Origin of the sequence: Delftia sp. Lp-1, from assembly GCF_020523835.1 — a bacterium.
Classification (GTDB): Bacteria; Pseudomonadota; Gammaproteobacteria; order Burkholderiales; family Burkholderiaceae_C; genus Comamonas; species Comamonas acidovorans.
In genome coordinates this window covers 2,047,546-2,067,156 of sequence record NZ_JAJALJ010000001.1, presented here as the reverse complement: position 1 = coordinate 2,067,156, position 19,611 = coordinate 2,047,546, and the positions used below count along the sequence as shown (strand labels likewise).

The 19,611-nt window shown below is 68.6% G+C and carries 17 protein-coding genes; 8 read left to right on the top strand and 9 right to left on the bottom strand.

Going from position 1 to position 19,611, the window contains the following annotated elements:
* Positions 1 to 31: 31 nt before the first annotated feature.
* Positions 32 to 1,033, bottom strand: a complete 1,002-nt coding sequence (locus tag LGR64_RS09175; protein ID WP_123693724.1) for a Bug family tripartite tricarboxylate transporter substrate binding protein — start codon at positions 1,031 to 1,033, stop codon at positions 32 to 34.
* A 127-nt stretch (positions 1,034 to 1,160) separates the two neighbouring features.
* Here LGR64_RS09175 and LGR64_RS09170 point away from each other — a divergent pair, with 127 nt between their 5' ends.
* The gene (locus LGR64_RS09170; RefSeq protein WP_416136096.1) at positions 1,161 to 1,949 is read left to right on the top strand and encodes an IclR family transcriptional regulator; all 789 of its coding nucleotides are present in this window, start codon (positions 1,161 to 1,163) and stop codon (positions 1,947 to 1,949) included.
* 40 nt (positions 1,950 to 1,989) lie between these two features.
* Here the strand turns inward: LGR64_RS09170 and LGR64_RS09165 are convergent, their stop codons facing one another.
* Complete coding sequence (locus LGR64_RS09165) at positions 1,990 to 3,543, bottom strand: YdgA family protein (protein ID WP_230355291.1); 1,554 nt, start codon at positions 3,541 to 3,543, stop codon at positions 1,990 to 1,992.
* Positions 3,544 to 3,558: 15 nt separating this feature from the next.
* On the opposite strand from LGR64_RS09165, the gene LGR64_RS09160 reads away from it, so the two are divergent.
* Positions 3,559 to 3,858, top strand: a complete 300-nt coding sequence (locus LGR64_RS09160; RefSeq protein ID WP_230355290.1) for a hypothetical protein — start codon at positions 3,559 to 3,561, stop codon at positions 3,856 to 3,858.
* A gap of 64 nt (positions 3,859 to 3,922) precedes the next feature.
* Here LGR64_RS09160 and LGR64_RS09155 read toward each other — a convergent pair whose 3' ends face one another.
* A complete protein-coding gene (locus tag LGR64_RS09155; protein WP_230355289.1) occupies positions 3,923 to 4,825 on the bottom strand; it encodes an alpha/beta fold hydrolase in 903 nt (300 codons plus the stop codon).
* 133 nt (positions 4,826 to 4,958) lie between these two features.
* On the opposite strand from LGR64_RS09155, the gene LGR64_RS09150 reads away from it, so the two are divergent.
* Positions 4,959 to 5,885, top strand: coding sequence for a LysR family transcriptional regulator (locus tag LGR64_RS09150; RefSeq protein ID WP_230355288.1), 927 nt, complete (start codon positions 4,959 to 4,961; stop codon positions 5,883 to 5,885).
* A gap of 120 nt (positions 5,886 to 6,005) precedes the next feature.
* Entirely contained in the window at positions 6,006 to 6,587 is a 582-nt protein-coding gene (locus LGR64_RS09145) for a peroxidase-related enzyme (RefSeq protein ID WP_013801997.1), read from the top strand.
* On the opposite strand, the gene LGR64_RS09140 is transcribed toward LGR64_RS09145, so the two are convergent.
* The gene (locus LGR64_RS09140) at positions 6,556 to 8,049 is read right to left on the bottom strand and encodes an aminotransferase-like domain-containing protein (RefSeq protein WP_230355287.1); all 1,494 of its coding nucleotides are present in this window, start codon (positions 8,047 to 8,049) and stop codon (positions 6,556 to 6,558) included. The genes LGR64_RS09145 and LGR64_RS09140 overlap by 32 nt on opposite strands.
* A gap of 96 nt (positions 8,050 to 8,145) precedes the next feature.
* On the opposite strand from LGR64_RS09140, the gene LGR64_RS09135 reads away from it, so the two are divergent.
* Positions 8,146 to 8,940 carry an arylamine N-acetyltransferase family protein gene (locus LGR64_RS09135; protein WP_141831597.1) on the top strand — a complete coding sequence of 265 codons (795 nt, stop codon included), beginning with the start codon at positions 8,146 to 8,148 and terminating at the stop codon, positions 8,938 to 8,940.
* Between the two features lie 4 nt (positions 8,941 to 8,944).
* Here LGR64_RS09135 and LGR64_RS09130 read toward each other — a convergent pair whose 3' ends face one another.
* Positions 8,945 to 9,949, bottom strand: a complete 1,005-nt coding sequence (locus LGR64_RS09130) for a LacI family DNA-binding transcriptional regulator (RefSeq protein ID WP_012206091.1) — start codon at positions 9,947 to 9,949, stop codon at positions 8,945 to 8,947.
* Between the two features lie 229 nt (positions 9,950 to 10,178).
* Between LGR64_RS09130 and LGR64_RS09125 the strand changes: the two genes are divergently transcribed.
* Entirely contained in the window at positions 10,179 to 11,147 is a 969-nt protein-coding gene (locus LGR64_RS09125) for a Bug family tripartite tricarboxylate transporter substrate binding protein (RefSeq protein WP_141831594.1), read from the top strand.
* A gap of 43 nt (positions 11,148 to 11,190) precedes the next feature.
* Positions 11,191 to 12,348, top strand: a complete 1,158-nt coding sequence (locus LGR64_RS09120) for an L-talarate/galactarate dehydratase (protein WP_141831592.1) — start codon at positions 11,191 to 11,193, stop codon at positions 12,346 to 12,348.
* Between the two features lie 6 nt (positions 12,349 to 12,354).
* Here LGR64_RS09120 and LGR64_RS09115 read toward each other — a convergent pair whose 3' ends face one another.
* From LGR64_RS09115 to LGR64_RS09105, 3 genes are read right to left on the bottom strand one after another with little or no spacing between them, the layout of a single operon-like run.
* On the bottom strand, positions 12,355 to 13,701 hold the full coding sequence (locus LGR64_RS09115) for a sigma-54-dependent transcriptional regulator (protein WP_063325572.1): 1,347 nt from the start codon (positions 13,699 to 13,701) through the stop codon (positions 12,355 to 12,357).
* Positions 13,698 to 15,578, bottom strand: coding sequence for a sensor histidine kinase (locus tag LGR64_RS09110; protein ID WP_034394780.1), 1,881 nt, complete (start codon positions 15,576 to 15,578; stop codon positions 13,698 to 13,700). The genes LGR64_RS09115 and LGR64_RS09110 overlap by 4 nt, the downstream gene beginning before the upstream one ends.
* 46 nt (positions 15,579 to 15,624) lie before the next feature.
* The gene (locus LGR64_RS09105) at positions 15,625 to 16,932 is read right to left on the bottom strand and encodes a dicarboxylate/amino acid:cation symporter (protein ID WP_141831590.1); all 1,308 of its coding nucleotides are present in this window, start codon (positions 16,930 to 16,932) and stop codon (positions 15,625 to 15,627) included.
* Positions 16,933 to 17,479: 547 nt separating this feature from the next.
* On the opposite strand from LGR64_RS09105, the gene LGR64_RS09100 reads away from it, so the two are divergent.
* Positions 17,480 to 17,854 carry a hypothetical protein gene (locus LGR64_RS09100; protein ID WP_141831588.1) on the top strand — a complete coding sequence of 125 codons (375 nt, stop codon included), beginning with the start codon at positions 17,480 to 17,482 and terminating at the stop codon, positions 17,852 to 17,854.
* Between the two features lie 74 nt (positions 17,855 to 17,928).
* Here the strand turns inward: LGR64_RS09100 and LGR64_RS09095 are convergent, their stop codons facing one another.
* Positions 17,929 to 19,503: a methyl-accepting chemotaxis protein gene (locus LGR64_RS09095; protein WP_230355286.1), complete on the bottom strand. Its 1,575-nt coding sequence runs from the start codon at positions 19,501 to 19,503 to the stop codon at positions 17,929 to 17,931.
* Positions 19,504 to 19,611 lie beyond the last annotated feature (108 nt).

The window sequence follows — 19,611 nt, the reverse complement described above, 5'->3', positions numbered from 1 at the left end:
GCGAAAGGGCTGGCGCCCCTGCCCCCCGGTCTCAGTCCAGGCTGGCGCCCGAGTCCTTGACGATGCGTGCCCAGCGCGGCACCTCGGCACGCAGCAGCGCGGCGAACTTCTCGGACGAGCCGCCCAGCACCTCGCCGCCTTCGGAGCGCAGCTTCTCGGCCACCTCGGGCACGAGCAGCGCGTCGTTGATGGCCTTGTTCAGTTGCTGCACGATGGCCTGGGGCGTCCCGGCCGGGGCCAGCACGCCGAACCAGGTGACGGCCTCGAAGTCCTTGTAGCCCGACTCGGCCAGCGTGGGCGTCTGCGGCAGCTGGTCGGAGCGCTTGAGCGAGGTCACCATCACCGCGCGCAGCTTGCCGTTGCGCACCTGGCCCAGCAGCGTGGGCACGGCCGACATGTAGAAATCGATCTGCCCGCCCACCAGGTCGGTCATGGCCTGGGCCGCGCCCTTGTAGGGCACATGGCGCAGCTTGATGCCGGCGGCGTTCTCGGCCAGTTCGCCGGCCAGGTGGGCCACCGTGCCGTTGCCCGAGTAGCCCAGCGTGAGGCCGTCGGGCTTGGCCTTGGCGGCCTTGACCAGGTCGTCAAAGGTCTTGTAGGGCGAGTTGGCGGGCGCGGCCATCACGATGGGCGCGGAAGACACCAGCGCCACGGGCACCAGGTCCTTCAGCGGGTCATAGGGCAGCTTGGCGTACAGCGAGGGGTTGATGGCCAGGTTGCTGGTCTGGCCCATGACCAGGGTATGGCCGTCCGGCGCGGCCTTGGCCACGGCATCCACGCCCAGGTTGCCGCCGGCGCCGGGCCGGTTGTCCACCACCACGGTCCACTTGTTGTGGTCCGCCAAGCGCTGGGCCACGGTGCGCGCGATCATGTCCGTGCCGCCGCCGGGCGGAAACGGCACGACCAGGCGGATGGGCTTGCGGGGATAGGCGTCCTGGGCCTGGGCAGCGCCCATGGGCACGATGGCGGCAACGCCAACCAGGGCGGCAAGAAGGCGTGCGTTGAGGCAACGCGAAAGCGAGGGAATCGGCATGGCGGTTTGTCTCCGTTTGTTGTGTCCAACGCCCGCATGGCTGCGGTGCGTGGGACGAACTTTATGAAAACGTTTCAACCCATACAATGCCGTTTCATACAGCGCAACCGATTGCATGCCTTGCACCATGAACAAGCCCCCCAGCACCCCTTCCCCGGCGCAGCCACCCGATGACATGGCCAGCCCGGCCAAGGACGGCGGCGTGATTGCCGTCACGCGTGCCTTGCAGTTGCTTGGCGCCTTCGCCCTCGGAGAGTCGCACCTGTCCCTGGCGGAACTGAGCCGGCGCTGCGCTCTGCACAAGACCACGGTGCTGCGGCTGGCGCGCACGCTGGCGCAGTCGGGCTTCATGGTGCAAAGGGACGATGGGGACTGGCGCCTGGGCCCGGCCGCAGGCTGGCTGGGTGCGCGCTACCAGGCGGGCTTCGATGTGCAGAACGTGCTGGAGCCCGCGCTGCGCGCGCTCACGCAGGCCAGCGGCGAGAGCGCGGCCTTCTATGTGCGCGAGGGCAATGTGCGCACCTGCCTCGTGCGCGTGGAAGGGCCGCAGGCGCTGCGCCACCATGCGCGCATGGGCGAGGGGCTGCCGCTGGACCAGGGCTCGCCGGGGCGCGTGATCCTGGCCTTTTCAGGCGAGCCGGGGCCGGTGTACGAGCAGATCCGGCAGCGCGGCTACCACTGGTCCATCGGCGAGCGCGAACAGGGCGTGGCCACGGTGTCGGCGCCGGTGTTCGGCATGCACTGGCGGCTGATGGGGTCGGTGTGCATCTCCGGGCCGGCATCGCGCCTGCCCGAGTCCCGGCTGGAAGCCATGGCGCAGACCGTGGTGGCGGCGGCCAACCAGCTGTCCTATGCGCTGGCGGGCAGCGCCAGCACACAGGCCCCTGTGGTGCGCGCCAGCCAGTGGCATCCCTGAGAACACCTTCCGGGGCGACGCCCGGAAGGTGGATGGCCGCTTACTGCAGCGCGCCCATGGGCAGGGCGATGGGCTTGCCGTTGAGCGTGACCTGACCGGCCTGCATCTTGAGCGCGCTGACCAGCTTGTCGCCTTCCAGGCGGGCATAGCCCGTGGCCTGGGCCATGCCCAGCATGCCTTCCACATCCTCGGCCGAGACATCGGGCTTGCCCGATGCCTTGAGCAGCGGCTCCAGCCAGGCCTTGGGCAGGCTGGCATTGGCCTGCAGTGCCGAGGTCTTGAGCAGCGCGGGCATCCAGCCGGCCTCGGCGACCTGCTCCTGCGTGGGCGCGCTTTGCACTTCGGCGCCGTACTCCAGGTGGCCGGTCTGGCCCTGGTAGGTGGCCTGCAGCTTCATGGAGTACGCCGGCAGGGCCGCCACCAGGCGCGGGGCGTTCTGCATCAGCACGCCCATGCCCTGCTCTTCCAGCGATTCCAGCGCCTTGGCCAGGCCCTCCTTGCGGTAGCCCTCGACCATGACGCGCTGGAAGCCGCGCAGGGCCTCGATGTCCAGGCGCTGGATCTTTTCCTCGTAGCCCACGGACTCGAAATCGATGGGGCCGATGCGGCCCGTGCCCTTGACCTGGGTGGTCATGCCCAGCGTGGTCTTGTCGGACTCGATGACCGAGCTGCCGTCCACGTTCTTGAGGTCCAGCAGCGTCTTGGCCTCGCCGCCTTCGGCGGGCGTGCTGCTCATGCCGAAGCGGGCGATGCGCACGCTGGCCTTGCCAGGGCCCAGGCCCCACAGGCCGTCGATGACCTTGTTCTCAAAGCTGCTCTCCAGGCCCGTGAGCATGATGCTGGTGCGCTCCACCGGCACTGCGGCCGGCTGGGTGGGGAGGGCCTCGTCGTTGTCGGATTCCTCCTCCTCGCCCTCTTCCTCTTCCACGCCCATGGACTTGTCGCGGCTGGGCAGGCCCAGCAGGGCCACCTCGGGCCAGCGCCAGGTGCCCTTGACGCTGCCACCGCCCAGGGCCGTGTCCAGCACCATTTCCTGCCAGCGCATGGTGACTTCCTGGTCGCCCAGCTCGCCGGCGGGCAGCAGCAGGCGCACATCCTGGCCGCCCGTGAAGTGGTGCACGCTGGTCAGCGTGGGGGCTACGGCCTTGGCCAGCATCTGAGTGCTCTTTTCGTCCAGGCCGTCGAGCGCAAAGCGCGTCTCGGAAACCGCTGCCGCCAGTCGGCCACCGGCCAGCGGGCCGTGGCGCACCGTGGTGTCCACCACCAGGCGCACGGGCTTGGACGCAGCGACCGGTTCTGCGGCGGCGGGCGCTTCAGCTGTGTCGGCTGCTTTTGCCGCGTCAGCCGTTTCAGCCGCCTCGGCGGCCTGAGCTTCCGCCGCAGGCCACTGCAGTACCAGCTTGGCCTGGGAGGAGAGGAATCCCTTGTGGTACTCGTCGGTCACGACGACTTTCTCGCCCAGCACCTTGCGCAATTCGGCCACGGCCTCCTTGTAGCCAGCCTCGGCCCGCTGGCCGGTATACCAGGTGGTTCCTCCATAGCCCACGACGGCCAATGCCACGGCAGCGGCCACTACGGTTTTCTTGTTGCTCATTGTGAATATCCCGTGATGAATAAGACCCTCCCCCTCGGGCGGGCCGCGCGACTGTATCAGTTCGGCGTTTCACCACAGATCGGCAATGGGCTGCGCATTGACGCAGCCATGCCTACTGTCGCAGGCACGCATGGACGCAGGCCCTTGCCCAGGGCTTGCCAGGCCTTGCCTGCAGCGGTTTTCAGGATCTGCGCCCCCGGCATTGCCCGCGCAAGACAGGCACCCGGATTTTTCAATTGCTTACCATTGCCGCACATGATTGGCATGCCAATTGAATTCGGAGGAAAACGCTATGGCGTCACGGATATGGCGTGAATGCACCTTTCCCCTCTTTGCCGGCTTGCCCGAATGCCGTACCGAGTGCCTCCAATGACGGCACTCACCCGGCCTGCAGCAGAAATGGCAGGGCCGCGTCCAGCAGTGCATCGGGCGCCTCTTCGGCGATGTAGTGCCCGCAGGCCAGCGGTCGGCCGCGCACATCGTCGGCCACGAGCTGCCACTCGCGCAGCGGATCGAAGCAGCGGTGCACCACGCCCTCCTCGCCCCAAAGCACCAGCAGCGGCATGGACAGCCTGCGCCCGAGCTGGCGGTCTTCGCGGTCATGCTCCAGATCGATGCCGGCCGAGGCGCGGTAGTCCTCGCACATGCCGTGCGCGCTGCCCGGCAGCGCCAGGCAGCGCTGGTACTCGGCCAGCGCACGCGGGTCGAACGGCGCCAGGCCGGCGCTGCGCCGGCCCATGATCTCGCGCACATAGGCGGGGGGATCGGCCTCGATCAGGCGCTCGGGCAGCGGCGTGGGCTGGATCAAGAAGAACCAGTGCCAGTAGGCGCGCGCAAAGGCCTCGCCGGTCTGCTCGTACATGGCCAGCGTGGGCGCAATGTCCAGCAGCACCAGACGCTGCACGCTGGCGGGATAGTCCATGGCCAGCCGGTGCGCCACGCGCGCGCCCCGGTCATGCGCCAGCACGCTGAAATGCTCATGGCCCAGCCGCGCCATCAGCCGCAGCAGGTCGCGGGCCATGGTGCGCTTGCTGTAGTTCACATGCTCGGGGTCGCCGGCCGGGCGCGAGGAGTCGCCATAGCCGCGCAGGTCGGCCAGCACCACGGTGAACTGCTGCGCCAGCCGGGGCGCGACGCGGTGCCAGATGGCGCTGGTCTGCGGGTGGCCGTGCACCAGCAGCAGGGCCGGCCCCTGGCCGCCCACCCAGGCGTTGATCTCCACCCCGTCATCGACCGTGATGCGCTGCTGGCGCAGGCCCGGCATCCATGGATCTGTGTGCATCCCGGAGATTCCTTCTACGTTGTTCATGACTGTCAGCCTGCCATGCTAATCAGTAAACCAGGCTGCATAAATAGCAAAATACTGCATTGATCCATCAGTTCAATTTACGAATCAACCATCCACCGCATCCACCATGGACGGCTTTTCCGACCTGCGTTTCTTCTCGCTGCTGATCCGCGAAGGCAGCCTGGCCGCCGCGGCCCAGCAGATGGGCGTGACGCCGCCCGCCGTCAGCCGCCGCCTGTCCCTGCTGGAGCGGCGCCTGGGCGTGCGCCTGCTGCAGCGCACGACACGGCGCATCCACCTGACGCCCGAGGGCGAAGCCTACCTGCTGGACGGCGCGCGCATCCTGGCCGACCTGGAGGCGCTGGAGCGCAGCATCTCGGGCACGCGCGCCACGGCGCGCGGCCCGCTGTCCATTGCCTGCACGCTGGGCTTTGGCCGCCAGCGGCTGGCGCCCGCGCTGTCGGCCTTTGCGCGTGCCTATCCCGAGGTGCAGGTGCAACTGCAACTGACGGACAGGCCCGTCAACCTGGTCGAGCAGGGCTTTGACGCCGTCGTGCGCTTTGGCACCCTGCCCGACTCCGCCCTCACCGCCCGCCTGCTGCTGCCCAACCGCCGCGTGCTGTGCGCCGCGCCCTCCTACCTGGACGCCCACGGCGAGCCGCGCCAGCCCGCCGACCTGCAGGCCCACCGCTGCATCGTGATCCGCGAGAGCGACGAAACCTATGGCAGCTGGCGCCTGAGCCGGCGCACGCGCCAGGGCCTGAACGAGCACAACATCAAGGTCAACGGCGTGATGAGCACCAACGACGGCGCAGCGGCCCTGGCCTGGGCGCTGGACGGCCACGGCATCCTGCAGCGCTCGCTCTGGGATGTGGCCGCGCCGCTGGCCGCAGGCGCGCTGCGTGAGGTCCTGCCCCAATGGCAGTTGCCTGCGGCCGACATCTACCTGGTGCACGCCACGCGCAGCGAGATGTCGGCCAGAATCCGCGCGCTCACCGGCTTTCTGGGCGACTGGTTTGCACAACGGCCTGAGCCGGAGATGGCGCCCGCCTGAGCCCGGGCGCAATCTGCAACCTCGGCGGCAGACAGGCTGTCATGCGCGTTCACCCCGCGCAGCGCAGGCCATGCGAACATGGCCCGCAACGACAACCACCACACCCAGGAGACAAGACACATGGCCACCGCCCGCTACCCCCAGCCCGAACTGTCCAGCCTGCCCGAGGACATCCGCACCCGCATCCTTGAAGTGCAGGAAAAGGCCGGTTTCATCCCCAACGTCTTCCTGGCCTTTGCGCGCCGCCCCGCCGAATGGCGCGCCTTCTTCGCCTACCACGATGCCCTCATGCTCAAGGAAGAAGGCAGCCTGACCAAGGGCGAGCGCGAGATGATCGTCACCACCACCAGCGCGGCCAACCAGTGCCTGTACTGCGTGGTGGCCCACGGCGCCATCCTGCGCATCTACGAAAAGCAGCCCTACGTGGCCGACCAGGTGGCCGTCAACTACCGCAAGGCCGACATCAGCGCCCGCCAGCGCGCCATGCTGGACTTCGCCATGAAGGTCTGCGAACGCAGCCATGAAATCTGCGAGGCCGACTTCGAGGCGCTGTACCCGCATGGCTTCGACGACGAGGACATCTGGGACATCGCCGCCATCACCGCCTTCTTCGGCCTGTCCAACCGCATGGCCAGCTTTGCCGGCATGCAGCCCAATCCCGAGTTCTTCCTCATGGGGCGCGTGCCGCGCGAGAAGAAGTAGGCTGGCCGGCCTGTGCCCCCTGGCGCGCCGCAGCACCCTCGACCAAACCCCGGCATATCTCCCCCACCTGCCCCACGGCCCCCAGCAGGCGCGGCGTGGGCTCGTTGGCGCAGTTCAGGCGCAGGTGGTTGGGCAGGTCCGAGCGCGATGAGAACAGCGGGCCGGGGCTGACGCCAATGCCCAGCTCCAGCGCGCGGCGGTGCACCTCCAGTGCATTGACCTGGCGCGGCAGTTCCACCCACAGCAGAAAGCCCGCGCGCGGGGCCGAGACGCGGGTGCCGGGCGGAAAGCTGGCCTCGACCCTGGCCGTGACGGCCTGCACCCCGGCCTGCACGCGGGACTTGAGACGGCGCAGGTGCCGGTCGTAGTCGCCGCTGGCCAGCACCTCGCTCACGGCGGCCTCCAGCAGCGGCACACCGGCCCAGTCGCCCGCCAGGCGCACCTGCAGCACCTGGGCATGGAAGCGGCCCGCCGCAATCCAGCCCACGCGCCAGCCCGGCGCCAGGGTCTTGGACACGGAGCCGCAATACAGCACGTTGCCGCTGCCGTCGAAGGCCTTGCAGGCCGGCGGGCGCTGGCCGTCGCCTGCAAGGTCGCCATAGACATCGTCTTCGATCAAGGGAATGCCCGCCCGCTCCAGCAGCGCCACCAGGGCCTGCTTGCGCTCCACCGGCATGCTGGCGCCCAGCGGGTTCTGCACGGTGGGCGATGCCAGCACGGCAGCCGGCCGGTGGCGGGCAATGGCCTCGGCCAACGGCTCCAGCAGCAGGCCTTCGCGGGGATCGGTGGCAATCTCCAGCGCCTTCAGGCCCAGGTCCTCCAGCAGCAGCAGGCTGCCGAAATAGGCGGGCCGCTCCACGGCCACGACATCGCCGGGCTTGCACACGGCGCGCAGCGCCAGCCGCACGGCCTGGGTGGCGCCTGCCGTCAGGACCAGGTCATCGGGGCCGAAGCGCGCGCCCCATTGCGCGGCCCGGGCTGCTATCTGGCCCCGCAGGTCGGCGCGGCCCGGCGGCATGCTGTAGGTCTGCCCGTGCGCGTCCAGGCGGCGCCCGGCGGTCTGCAGCGCGCGCTGCAGCCGGGCCGTGGGCAGCCAGGCCGGATCGGGCAATGCCGCACCCAGCGGGATCAGGCGCGTGTCGGGACTGCTGAACAGCGAGCGCGCCAGGGCCGACAGGGTCACAGGCACGGGGCGCGACGACGGGCGGGACGCCTGCAGCGCCGCGCCGCCCGTTGCCTGCCGCACAAAGTAGCCCGAGCGCGGGCGCGCCACGATCAGGCCCTCGGCCTCCAGGCAGCGCAGCGCCTCCAGCGCGGTGGGCAGGCTGACCTGTTCGCGCTCGGCCAGGCTGCGGGCGGAGATCAGCCTGTCGCCGGGGCGCAGTGCGCCGCAGGCCAGCGTCTGGCGCAGGGCCTGGGCAATGCGGCGGTACTGGGGCAAGGGTTCGTTGGTGGTGGGCATGCCAATCTGTACAGGTCAGTTTTCTTGGATTCTGCTTATACAGGCATTGGCTGCCCGGATTTATCGTTGCATCCATCAAGCAACCCGAGGAAACCCATGCAAGCCAGCAATTTCGATCTCCAGGCCTACTTCCGCCGCATCGGCTTCAGTGCCGGGGACTCCGCCCAGGCGAATGCCGCCACCCTGCATGCGCTGATGCGCCAGCAGCTGTTTTCCGTGCCTTTCGAGAACCTCGACGTGCAGGCCGGCAAGATCGTCTCTCTGGTGCCAGAAGACATTGCGGGCAAGATCCTCGGCGGCGCCCGGGGCGGCTACTGCTACGAGGTGAACGGCCTGTTCGCCATGGCACTGCAGGCCCTGGGCATTGCCTACCGCTTTGTGGCGGCGCGGCCCATGTTCTATCCGGCCCGCCGCCCCCGCACCCACATGGCCCTGGTGGCCGAGGTCGAGGGACGGCGCTGGCTGTGCGACCTGGGCTTTGGCAGCTACGGCATACGCGCCCCCATGGCCCTGGACGTGCTGGATACCGAGGTCCGCCAGGACGGCGACACCTTCCGCCTGAGCCTGGACGACCAGGGCGAATACCTGCTGCAGGCCCGCGTGGACGGTGAATGGGCCAACCAGTACGCCTTCAACCTGTCGCCCCAGGAATGGGTGGATTTCGCCCCCGCCAACTACCTGAACTCCACGCACCCGGACGCCATCTTCGTGCAAAAGCGGGTGGTGGTGCTGCACCAGCCGGCCGGCCGCATGATCCTGGTGGGCGACGCGCTCAAGACCATCACGGCCAGCGGCACCGAAACCAGGCAGCTGGCGCCTGATGAAATCCAGCACGTGCTGGGCAGCCTTTTCGGGCTGGCGGCCGAGCGCCAGGCGGCTGCCGTGTGCTGACTCTCTAAGCTCGGCGGGTCGAATCCCGCTCGATCAGCTCGAACCCCAGGTCGAACGCCGACCGCCCGGCACTGTGGCCCTTGCAGCGTGCCAGCACGAGTTCGGCGGCCAGGCGGCCTATGCCCGGCCCGTCCACATGCACGGTGGTCAGCGACGGCAGCAGGTGGGCCGCGAAATCGGCATTGCCGAAGCCCGAGACGGCCAGGTCCACGGGCACGCGCAGGCCGCGCGCCTGGGCTTCCACCAAAATGCCGTGGGCCAGCATGTCCGAGCTGCAGACCACGGCCTGCAGATCGGGCTGCTGCGCCAGCAACTGGCCCAGCGCCTGCCGGCCCAGCTCCAGGCTGCCGGGCGCGGACACGGTGACCGTGGGCACCTCGCGGCCCCAGGCCGCGAGAAAGCCCTCGCGCCGCTGCTGGGCCCGGTGGTCGCTGCCCGTGGCCATGCCCACGCGCTGCAGGCCGCGCGAGAGGAAATAGCCGGCCAGCGCGCTGCCCACCTTGAGGTGGGAAAAGCCCACCACCATGTCCAGCGGCCGGTCGCTGAAGTCCCAGGTTTCCACCACGGGAATGCCGGTCCTGCGCAGCCGCTCACGCGCCTTGTCGGACTGCACCAGGCCCATCATCACAATGCCGTCGGGCTGGCGCCCGATCATGGCGTTGAGCACCTCTTCCTCGCGCTGCTCGTCGTAGAAGGTCTGGCCCAGCAGCAGCTGATAGCCCTCCTGCGCCAGCGTGGCCGTCAATGACTGCACCGTGGGCAGGAATTGCGACACCGACAGCGCGGGCACCACGCCGGCCACCATGCGGCTGCGGCGGGACTTGAGGCCGCCCGCCAGCAGGTTGGGGATATAGCCCGTGGCCTCCACGGCCTGGCGCACGCGCTCGCGTGTCTTCTCAGAAACGATGGAAGGATTGCCCAGTGCGCGCGAGGCCGTGATCAGCGAGACGCCGGCCGCCTCGGCCACGTCGTGCAGCGTGGCGGGCCTGGGTGGTGTGGGTGTGTTCATGGGCAAGCGCGATCGCGGGCTGGTATCGGGGACGGGCCTGAAGATAGCAGACCGCCCTCCACGCACGGGCGCCAAGCCTGCCCTGCATCGCAGAAATCGTGATTGACAGCCAAAATGACAACGATATCATTTTGCTGAAAGCGCAAATCCTTGCATCTAAAAAATGGCATCGGCGCTTTTTCATTTCCCCGGAAATGACAACGATGTCATTCACAAATCAGGAGACAAGATGAATCACATTCTTCGTGCCATGGCGCTGGCCCTGGCCGCGCTCGCTGCCTTTTCTGCATCGGCCCAGGCCTGGCCCGACAGGCCCGTCACCCTGGTCGTGCCCTTCCCCGCCGGCGGCTCCACCGACCAGGTCGCGCGCGCCGTGGCGCCCAGGCTGGGCGACAAGCTCAGGCAGTCCTTCGTGGTGGAGAACAAGGCCGGCGCCACGGGCACCATCGGCGCAGCCTTCGTGCAGCGCGCGGCGGCGGACGGGCAGACCTTTCTCGTCACCTCGCTGGGCCCGCTGGTCATCGTGCCCCACCTGATCAAGAACCTGCCCTACGACGCGCTCAAGGACTTCGACCTGATCACCGTGGCCGTGCAGTCGCCCAACGTGCTGGTCGTGCCCGCAAGCTCGCCGCACAAAAGCGTGGCCGACGTGGTCGCCCACCTCAAGGCCCATCCGGGCAAGATGAGCTTTGCCTCGGCCGGCCACGGCTCCAGCGACCACCTGACGGCCGAACTGTTCTGGCAGCAAACGGGCACCCAGGGCGTGCACATCCCCTACAAGGGCGGCGCGCCCGCCCATGCCGACCTGATCGGCGGCCAGGTCGATGCCTCGTTCCAGAACATCAATGCCGTGATCCAGCACATCCGGGCCGGCAAGATGCGCGCCCTGGCCGTGACGAGCCCGCGCCGCTCGCCCGTGCTGCCGGACCTGCCCACGCTGGCCGAGGCCGGGGTGAAGAACGTGGAGGTCGCCTCCTGGCAGGCCATCGTCGCGCCCAAGGGCCTGCCGCCTGCGCTGCGCGACAAGGCCCATGCGGCCTTTGTCGAGGCGCTCAACGATCCCCGGGTGCGCGAGCAGTTCGTCTCCATCGGCTACGAGATGGTGGCCGGTACGCCCCAGCAGTTCGCCGAATTCCAGCGCCAGGAATACGCGCGCTGGAAGACGGTCATCGAGGCCGGAAAGATCAGCATCGACTGATGCCTGCCCCTGTCCTTTTTCCAACCACCGCACTCCCGCAGCCATGACTTCTTCCGCGCTCTCCGAAACCACCAGCCAGGACCGCATCCAGTGGATACGCCTGTCGTCCTGCTACCTCCCCCTGGCCCAGCCCATCAGCGATGCCAAGGTGCTCACGGGCCGCCAAAAGCCCATGACCGAGGTGGCCATGCTGTTCGCCGAGATCCAGACCCGCGACGGCCACCGGGGTCTGGGCCTGAGCTACGCCAAGCGCGCAGGCGGCCCCGGCCAGTTCGCCCATGCCAGCGAAATCGCGCCCACCCTGCTGGGCGAAGACCCCAGCGACATTGCGCGGCTATGGACGCGCATGTGCTGGGCCGGCGCCTCCGTGGGCCGCAGCGGGCTGGCCGTGCAGGCCATCGCGGCCTTCGACGTGGCGCTGTACGACATCAAGGCGCGCCGCGCGGGCCTGCCGCTGTCCAAGCTGCTGGGCTCGCAGCGCGAATCCGTGCGCTGCTACAACACCTCGGGCGGCTTTCTGCACACGCCGCTCGATGAGCTCAAGCGCAACGCCAGCGCCTCGCTGGAGCGCGGCATTGGCGGCATCAAGCTCAAGGTGGGCCAGCCCGACTGCGCGCTGGACATACGGCGCGTGGAGGCCATGCGCGCCCACCTGGGCGATGCCGCACCCATCATGGTCGATGCCAACCAGCAATGGGACCGCCCCACGGCCCAGCGCATGTGCCGTGTCTTCGAGGAATTCAACCTGGTCTGGATCGAGGAGCCGCTGGACGCCTACGACCACGAAGGCCACGCCGCGCTGGCCGCACGCTTCGACACGCCGATCGCCACCGGCGAGATGCTGACCAGCGCCGCCGAGCATGGCGATCTCATACGCCACCGCAGCGCCGACTTCCTGATGCCCGACGCGCCGCGCGTGGGCGGCATCACGCCCTTCCTGCAGATCGCGGCCCAGGCCGAACTGGCCCACCTGAGCCTGGCGCCCCACTTCGCCATGGAGCTGCACGTGCACCTGGCCGCCACCTGCGCCAACGAGCCCTGGGTGGAACACTTCGACTGGCTGGAGCCGCTGTTCAACGAACGCCTGGACATCGCCGATGGCCGCATGCTCGTGCCCACGCGCCCCGGCCTGGGGCTGAGCCTGAGCGAGCAGGCGCGGCGCTGGACGCGCGAAAGCGTGGAGTTCGGGGAGCGGGGTTGAGGGTGCCTACCCATCCAGCCCGTACTTGCGGATCTTGTCGTGCAGCGTGGTCTTGGGCATGGACAGGGCTTCGGCCGTGCGCGCCAGGCTGCCGGCGTGGCGGCGCAGGGCGTCGGCGATGAGGGCGCGCTCGAAGGCCTCGACAGCGGCGGACAGCGGCCGGGGCGCGGCGTCCTGCGCGGTGGTGCCGGCCGGCTGGCCGAAGGGGGGCGAGCCGGTCTCGATGCCCAGCACCGTGCGCTCGGCCACGTTGCGCAGCTCGCGCACGTTGCCGGGCCAGTCATAGCCCAGCAGTTGCTGCACGCGCGCCGTGGTCAGCTCGGGCACGGGCCGCTGGTGGCGCGCGGCGCCCTGCAGCGCGAAGTGCTCGAACAGCAGCGGCACGTCCTCGCGCCGCTCGCGCAGCGGCGGCAGCGAGACGGTGGCCACGTTCAGGCGGTAGTAGAGGTCGGCGCGGAACAATCCTTGCCGGCTCAACTCCAGCAGATCCACCTTGGTGGCCGCGATCACGCGGCAGTCGATGGGGATCAGGGTGTTGGAGCCCAGGCGCTCCAGCACGCGCTCCTGCAGCACGCGCAGCAGCTTGATCTGCATGGGCAGGGGCATGCTTTCGATCTCGTCCAGGAACAGCGTGCCGCCGCTGGCGTGCTCCAGCTTGCCGATGCGCTTCTTGCCCGCGCCGGTATAGGCGCCGGCCTCGCTGCCGAACATTTCGCTGTCGAACAGCGTGTCGGGCAGGCCGCCGCAGTTGACGGCCACGAAGTTGCCGTCGCGCCGCGCGCTGGCCTCGTGCAGGCAGCGCGCCACCAGTTCCTTGCCCGTGCCGGTCTCGCCCTGGATCAGCACATCGGCAGCGCTTTGCGCCAGCCCCGTGAGCATCTGGCGCAGCTGGCGCATGTTGGGCGCGCGGCCTATCAGCCGGTGCTCCAGGCTGTCGCGCTGGTCCAGCTGCTGACGCAGCGCACGCACTTCCAGCACCAGGCGCCGGCGCTCCAGGGCGCGGCGCACGGCGCCGACCAGGGTTTCGGGGGCGAAGGGTTTCTGGATGAAGTCCTGGGCGCCGTCCTTCATGGCCTGCACGGCCATGGAGATGTCGCCGTGGCCGGTGATCAGCACCACGGGCAGCTCGGCATCCATGGCCACCAGTTCGCGCAGGAAGGCCATGCCGTCCATGCGCGGCAGGCGGATGTCGCTGACCACGATGCCCGCGAAGTCGCGCGACAGGCGCCGGCGCGCCTGCTCGGCGCTGCCCACGCTTTCGCAGGCGATGCCTTCGAGCTGCAGCGCCTGCTCGCAGCCGAGCACGATGTCGGGGTCATCCTCGATGATCAGGACTTTGAGGGCGTCGGTCATGGTGTGTCGGCAGAGGGTGTGGAGGGAGCCAGGGCCAGGCTCAGCGTGAAGACGGCGCCGCCGCCCGGATGGTTGCTGCCCGTGAGCGTGCCGCCGCATTCACGCACGATGCCGGCCGACAGCGCCAGCCCCAGGCCCAGGCCCACGCCCTCTTCCTTGGTGGTGAAGAACGGCTGGAACAGATGGGCCTGCGCCGCTTCGCTCAGGCCCGGGCCGTGGTCGCGCACGGTGACCTGGGCGCGGCCATCGGCCACGGCGCAGGCCAGCTCCAGGCAGGGCGCGGGCTGGCCGCGCATGGCGTCCAGGGAGTTGTTGATCAGGTTGATCAGCACCTGCTCGATGCGGTTGCGGTCGCACCAGGCCACGGCCTCGGGCACGCCGTCATCGCGCAGGATGCGGGCGCCAGTCTCGGCCACGCGCGACTCCAGCACGGCCAGCGCATTGTCCAGCGCATGCGCCAGCGGCACGGCCTGGCTGGCGCCGCTGGACTTGCGCGCGAAGTTGCGCAGCTGGCCGGTGATGCGGCCCATGCGGTCGGCCAGCTGAGCCATGCGCTCCAGGTTCACGCGCGTGGTTTCGGTATCGCCGCGCTCCAGAAAGCGCTGGCTGTTGCCGGCCAGGGTGCGCAGCGCCGTCAGCGGCTGATTGAGTTCATGGGCGACGCCCGTGGACAGCTGGCCTATCACGGCCAGCTTGCCGGCCTGCACCAGCTCGTCCTGGGCGGCGCGCAGCGTGGCCTCGGCGTGGGTGCGCTCGGCCACCTCGGCCTGCAGCGCCTCGTTGGCGGCCGACAGGTCGGCCGTGCGCTGCTCCACCTTGCGCTCGAGCTCGTCGTGCGCGGCCTGCAGCGCCTCGCGCGCGGCCAGCCGGTCGCGCAGGTGGCGGCGGCGCTCGTTGACCATCATGGCCAGCAGCAGCACAAAGGCCGCGCCCACGGCCGCGGCCAGCGCGCGGCTCTGGGCCAGCTGGTCGACCTGCTCCAGGTGCGATAGCACGGTGATCGTCCAGGGCGTGCCCGGCAGCTGGCGCGACTGGGCCAGGAAGCGGCCGCTGACCGGGTAGACCGAGCCCGGCGATTCCTCGCCATGGCGGGCAATGCGCACCAGGCGCGCGCCCTGGCCCAGGTCGCGCAGCACCTGCAGGCCCAGCGGCTCCAGCGCGCGGCGGTTGTACTGGCGCGTGTGGTCGAAGGCGGCGCGCGTGCCCTCGTCCAGCGTGCGCAAGGTGGTGAATTTCCAGTCGGAGACCGTGCCCAGGATGACGACGCCGTTCTCGTCGCCCACCAGCACGGGCGCCTCCACCGTGGACCACGATTGCTCCAGCTGGTCCAGGCTGACCTTGACCACGGCCACGCCCAGCGTGTGGGTGTCGTCGCCCAGGGTGGAGGCCAGGTAGTAGCCGGGTTCGCCGCGCGTGGTGCCTATGCCGAAGAAGCGCGCGCTGCCCGTGGCCATGGCGGTGCGGTAGTAGGGGCGAAAGCTCAGGTCCTCGCCCATGTAGCTGTCGGTGCGCCGCCAGTTGCTGGAGGCCACGACGTGGCCGCGCGCATCGACCAGGTAGGCGGTCAGCGTGCCCGCGCGGTCGTTGAGCTGCTCGAGGTAGGCGTTGACGCGATTGGTGAGCTGCTCGTCGCCGGGCTCGGCCAGCAGCCTTTGCACATTGCCTTCCAGTGCCAGCACGTCGGGCAGGAAGGCATATTTGCCGATCTCGCGCTGCAGGCTGGCGCCGTACAGCTCCAGCCGGTGCATGCCCGTGGCACGCAGATCGGCGATGCCCAGCCGCTGCGCCAGCAGGTACGCACCCCAGCCGCTCAGCCCGCTCAGGGCAAGCCACAGCAAAAGCAGGATGAGCTGGCGCAGGGGGCGGCGGGCGGGCATGGTGAAGGCACCGATGTTATCAGTGCCCCCCAGCGCCGCCTGGGCCTCAGGCCGAGACAGCGGGCCGCCCTTGCTCGGAATGGTCCGTGGGCAGCAGGGACTCGTCGTCATCCGTAGCCGCAGTCGGATCGACGGCGCCTTCCCACTTGGCCACCACGGCCGTGGCAATGGCATTGCCCAGCACATTGGTCAGCGTGCGGCCCATGTCCAGGAAGTGGTCGATGCCCAGGATCAGCAGGATGCCCGCCTCGGGCAGGCCGAACATGGGCAGCACGGCGGCCACCACCACCAGCGATGCGCGCGGCACGCCGGCAATGCCCTTGCTGGAGACCATCAGCACCAGCAGCATGGTGATCTGGGCCGTCAGCGTCATGTCGATGCCGTAGGCCTGGGCGATGAAGATGGCCAGGAAGGTGGTGTAGACCATCGAGCCGTCCAGATTGAACGAGTAGCCCAGCGGCAGCACGAAGCCGATGATGCGCGGCTTGATGCCGAACTTCTCCAGCTGCTCCATCAGCTTGGGATAGGTCGATTCGCTGCTGGCCGTGGAAAAGCCCACCAGCAGCGGGCCGCGGATCAGGTTCAGCAGGCGGAAGATGTCACGGCCCAGCACGACGTAGCCGGCCACGATCAGCAGCACCCACAGCGTGGCCAGGGCCAGGTAGAAGCACAGCATGAACTTGCCGAACACCGACAGCATGCCCAGGCCATGGATGGTGATGGTGCCGGCCACGGCACCGAACACGCCCACGGGGGCGAAGCGCATCACGTAGTCGGTGACCTTGAGCATGATGTGGACCACTTCGTCCATCAGGCCCACCATGGAGCGCGCGGCCTGGTTGTGCAGATTGCCCAGCGCAATGCCGAAGAACAGCGCGAACACCAGGATCTGCAGCACCTCGTTGGTCGCCATGGCCTCGAAGATGTTCTTGGGGAACACGTGGGCGATGAAGTCCTTGAGGTTCAGCGCCGAGGTCTTGAGGTTCAGGCCTTCGGCCGACGACGGCAGGGCCACGCTCAGGCCATGGCCGGGCTGCAGCACGTTCGCATAGATCAGGCCGATGGCCAGCGAGCAGAACGAGGCCACGATGAACCAGCCCAGCGCGCGGCCGCCGATGCGGCCCACGGCCTTGGCGTCGCCCATGTTGGCCAGGCCCGACACCAGGGTGGCGAACACCAGGGGCGCGATGATCATCTTGATCATGCGCAGGAAGACATCGGTGAGGATGCCGAAGTAGCTGGCGATTTCCTTGGCGGCCTCGGGCGTGGGTGCGTAGCTGTTGCAGGCATAGCCCACCAGCACGCCGAGGACCATGGCCACGAGCACCATGGTGGTCAAGCGGTTGAATTTCATGCGGATTTTTCGTTGGACGTATTTCGGTCTTGCAAGCGAGCCCGGCCACCACGGCTGCCGGCACGGGCCGGATGCCACAGCGAAGACGGGCTTGTCTCCCTGCATACACAACCACGATGCACGTGGCCTGCGCCTGACAGTGCACAGACCGTGCCAGCCACATCCGGCACCTGCACCCCGCGCTAACTGCTTGATTCGCCTATATCGACCTTACTTTTATGCATAAGGTGGCACGGAAATCCGAACGATGGAACGCCTGCGTCGTTCGGAAAACCGGATGACCGGACCTGCCGCCTCCGACCCTCCCGGCCGGCGCTATCATCCGCACCGGCCCCCTGTCACGGGGCCGGTGCTTCAAAACACCTCCATCACACAGCGGCACAACCTCTTCGAAAGCGAGGTCTGTCAATGCAATTCACGGATCAATGCAATCGCAAAGGCCAGTGAATTCGCTTTGCAATGGAGCATCAAACATGAACACCGTTTTCCTCGCACTCGCCTGCGCGCCCTCTGCTGGCGCCGCCCCTTCCACACGGAGGGCCAAGGCATGACCCCCGCCCAACCCACCCCCGCCAAGGACAGCCACACCACGCGGCAGCTGTCCAACGCCCTCACCCAGGTGGACCATCTTGTGCAGCAAGGCTGTGCAGAGATTTCCTCCATCGCCCAGCTCGCCCTGGCATGGCTGGAGACGCCCAAGGGCCATCGCCATATGGACGTGGTGGCCCGCGCCCTGCAAAGCATCCGCGACAGCGCCGAGACGCTGGCCGACTACGCCGGCACCGAGGCCCAGGCCATGGGCTGCGGGTTTGAAGACGCGGCCGAGATGCGCCGCGCCGAAGCGGCCGAGGCAGCCGCCAAAGCCATGGCGCAACTGTTTGAACGCCGGCCGGTGCCCGGGCAGGACGGCGGCAGCGGCTGATGTTCCGGCGCCTGTAGAGGGACCCGCTCTCCCAGGGTCCCGCACCGTGTCTTCACCGGTGCGCCAACCCTGCCTCAACCCTGCGCCTGAGGCCCCAGGCGAAAAACGCTCACGGACTGCACAAGGTCATGCGCCTGCTGGCGCAGGCTCGTGGCTGCCGCCGCCATTTCCTCCACCAGGGCTGCGTTTTGCTGCGTCGCCTGGTCCATCTGCATGACCGCCTCGCCCACCTGCGCAACGCCGCTGCGTTGTTCGGCGGAAGCCGCGCTGATCTCGCCCATGAGGTCGGTGACGCTGCGTATGCTCGTCACCACTTCAGCCATGGTGCCCCCCGCGCGGTCGGCCAGCACAGAGCCCTGTTCGACCCGCTCGACGCTGTCGGAGATCAGGGCCTTGATCTCCTTGGCCGCCGCCGCGCTGCGGCCGGCCAGGCTGCGGACCTCGGAGGCCACCACAGCGAAGCCGCGGCCCTGTTCTCCGGCACGCGCAGCCTCCACCGCAGCGTTCAGCGCCAGGATGTTGGTCTGGAACGCGATGCCGTCGATGACGTTGATGATGTCGGCGATGCGGCGCGAACTTTCACTGATGCCCTTCATCGTGTCCACGACCTGGGTGACCACCTCGCCCGCCTGCCCGGCCACGCCGCTGGCCTGCTGCGCGAGCGCGTTGGCCTTGCCCGCGCCATCCGCGTTCTGGGTCACGGTGGCTCCGAGCTGCTCCATGGAGGCCGCCGTCTGTTCAAGCGCGCTGGCCTGGCTTTCGGTTCGCGAGGACAGGTCGGTGTTGCCCTGGGCAATCTGCGTGCTTGCACTTGCCACGGATTCGCTGCCGCTGCGCACGACGGCCACGACCTGCGATAGCGCATCACTCATCTCGCCGAGGCTGCGCAGCAGGGTCCCCACTTCATCGTGGGTGGTGGCCTCCACCCGCTGCGTCAGATCCCCGCATGCCACCGCGCGTGCCACCTCGATAGCCCGGCCGATGGGGCCCGTGATGGAGCGCGTGACCCAGGTCCCCAGCAAGGCGGCCAGCACGACGGCCACCAGCGCGCCCCCCAGCTCGAACGCCAGCGTCATTGCCGCCAGCGACTCGGTGCGCGTCAGGCGCTCGGCCATGAGCTGCTCCTCCTCACGCACCAGGTCCGCCTGCAGTGCGCGCAGCCCATCCATGGCCGCCTTCTCGCGCCCCAGGGAGAACTCGCGAACCAGATCCTCGACCGTTGCCGAGCCTTCCTGAACTTGCCGCCGCAGCGCCTGCAGCGGCTGCACCGCCTGAACGAATTCACGATGGCGCAGGCGGATACCGTCCAGGCGGCGCTGCTGGGCGGGGTTGTCCTCGGTCAGGCGTACGGCCTCCTGCCAGGAGGCCTCGAACTCCTTGAGTCCTTCATCCCAGGGGGCAAGAAAACGGGAGTCACCCGACAGGAGATAGCCCCGCGAGGCCGTCTCCATGTTGACCATGCCCGTGAGCATGCGCTGTCCCTGGGACATGACCTTGAAGGTGTGCTCGTTCCATTGCTGGGCCTCCTTGAGCCGGGACTGGCTGCTCACGGCCAGCGCGATGACAAGAAGAAAAATGGCGATGACGCATGCGAAGGCAGCTGCGAGACGGCGGGCCAGTGGCCAGTTGGACAAATTCATGATGATCATCGGTACGAACTGCGTGGCCGGAAAGACTGCACAAGGGCGCGGCGATCATGGTGTGAAGCCTCGCCTGCGCCTGGGGCAGTCATCTCCTGGCCGGGATCTACAAAGCAC

Bases quoted from the DNA above. Each gene is read 5' to 3' on its own strand.
- LGR64_RS09155 (WP_230355289.1), bottom strand. From the start codon at position 4,825: ATGCACACAGATCCATGGATGCCGGGCCTGCGCCAGCAGCGCATCACG.
- LGR64_RS09160 (WP_230355290.1), top strand. From the start codon at position 3,559: ATGAATAAGACCCTCCCCCTCGGGCGGGCCGCGCGACTGTATCAGTTC.
- LGR64_RS09110 (WP_034394780.1), bottom strand. From the start codon at position 15,578: ATGCCCGCCCGCCGCCCCCTGCGCCAGCTCATCCTGCTTTTGCTGTGG.
- LGR64_RS09165 (WP_230355291.1), bottom strand. From the start codon at position 3,543: ATGAGCAACAAGAAAACCGTAGTGGCCGCTGCCGTGGCATTGGCCGTC.
- LGR64_RS09115 (WP_063325572.1), bottom strand. From the start codon at position 13,701: ATGACCGACGCCCTCAAAGTCCTGATCATCGAGGATGACCCCGACATC.
- LGR64_RS09095 (WP_230355286.1), bottom strand. From the start codon at position 19,503: ATGATCATCATGAATTTGTCCAACTGGCCACTGGCCCGCCGTCTCGCA.
- LGR64_RS09170 (WP_416136096.1), top strand. From the start codon at position 1,161: ATGAACAAGCCCCCCAGCACCCCTTCCCCGGCGCAGCCACCCGATGAC.
- LGR64_RS09100 (WP_141831588.1), top strand. From the start codon at position 17,480: ATGACCCCCGCCCAACCCACCCCCGCCAAGGACAGCCACACCACGCGG.
- LGR64_RS09130 (WP_012206091.1), bottom strand. From the start codon at position 9,949: ATGAACACACCCACACCACCCAGGCCCGCCACGCTGCACGACGTGGCC.
- LGR64_RS09120 (WP_141831592.1), top strand. From the start codon at position 11,191: ATGACTTCTTCCGCGCTCTCCGAAACCACCAGCCAGGACCGCATCCAG.
- LGR64_RS09105 (WP_141831590.1), bottom strand. From the start codon at position 16,932: ATGAAATTCAACCGCTTGACCACCATGGTGCTCGTGGCCATGGTCCTC.
- LGR64_RS09135 (WP_141831597.1), top strand. From the start codon at position 8,146: ATGCAAGCCAGCAATTTCGATCTCCAGGCCTACTTCCGCCGCATCGGC.
- LGR64_RS09140 (WP_230355287.1), bottom strand. From the start codon at position 8,049: ATGCCCACCACCAACGAACCCTTGCCCCAGTACCGCCGCATTGCCCAG.
- LGR64_RS09175 (WP_123693724.1), bottom strand. From the start codon at position 1,033: ATGCCGATTCCCTCGCTTTCGCGTTGCCTCAACGCACGCCTTCTTGCC.
- LGR64_RS09125 (WP_141831594.1), top strand. From the start codon at position 10,179: ATGAATCACATTCTTCGTGCCATGGCGCTGGCCCTGGCCGCGCTCGCT.
- LGR64_RS09145 (WP_013801997.1), top strand. From the start codon at position 6,006: ATGGCCACCGCCCGCTACCCCCAGCCCGAACTGTCCAGCCTGCCCGAG.
- LGR64_RS09150 (WP_230355288.1), top strand. From the start codon at position 4,959: ATGGACGGCTTTTCCGACCTGCGTTTCTTCTCGCTGCTGATCCGCGAA.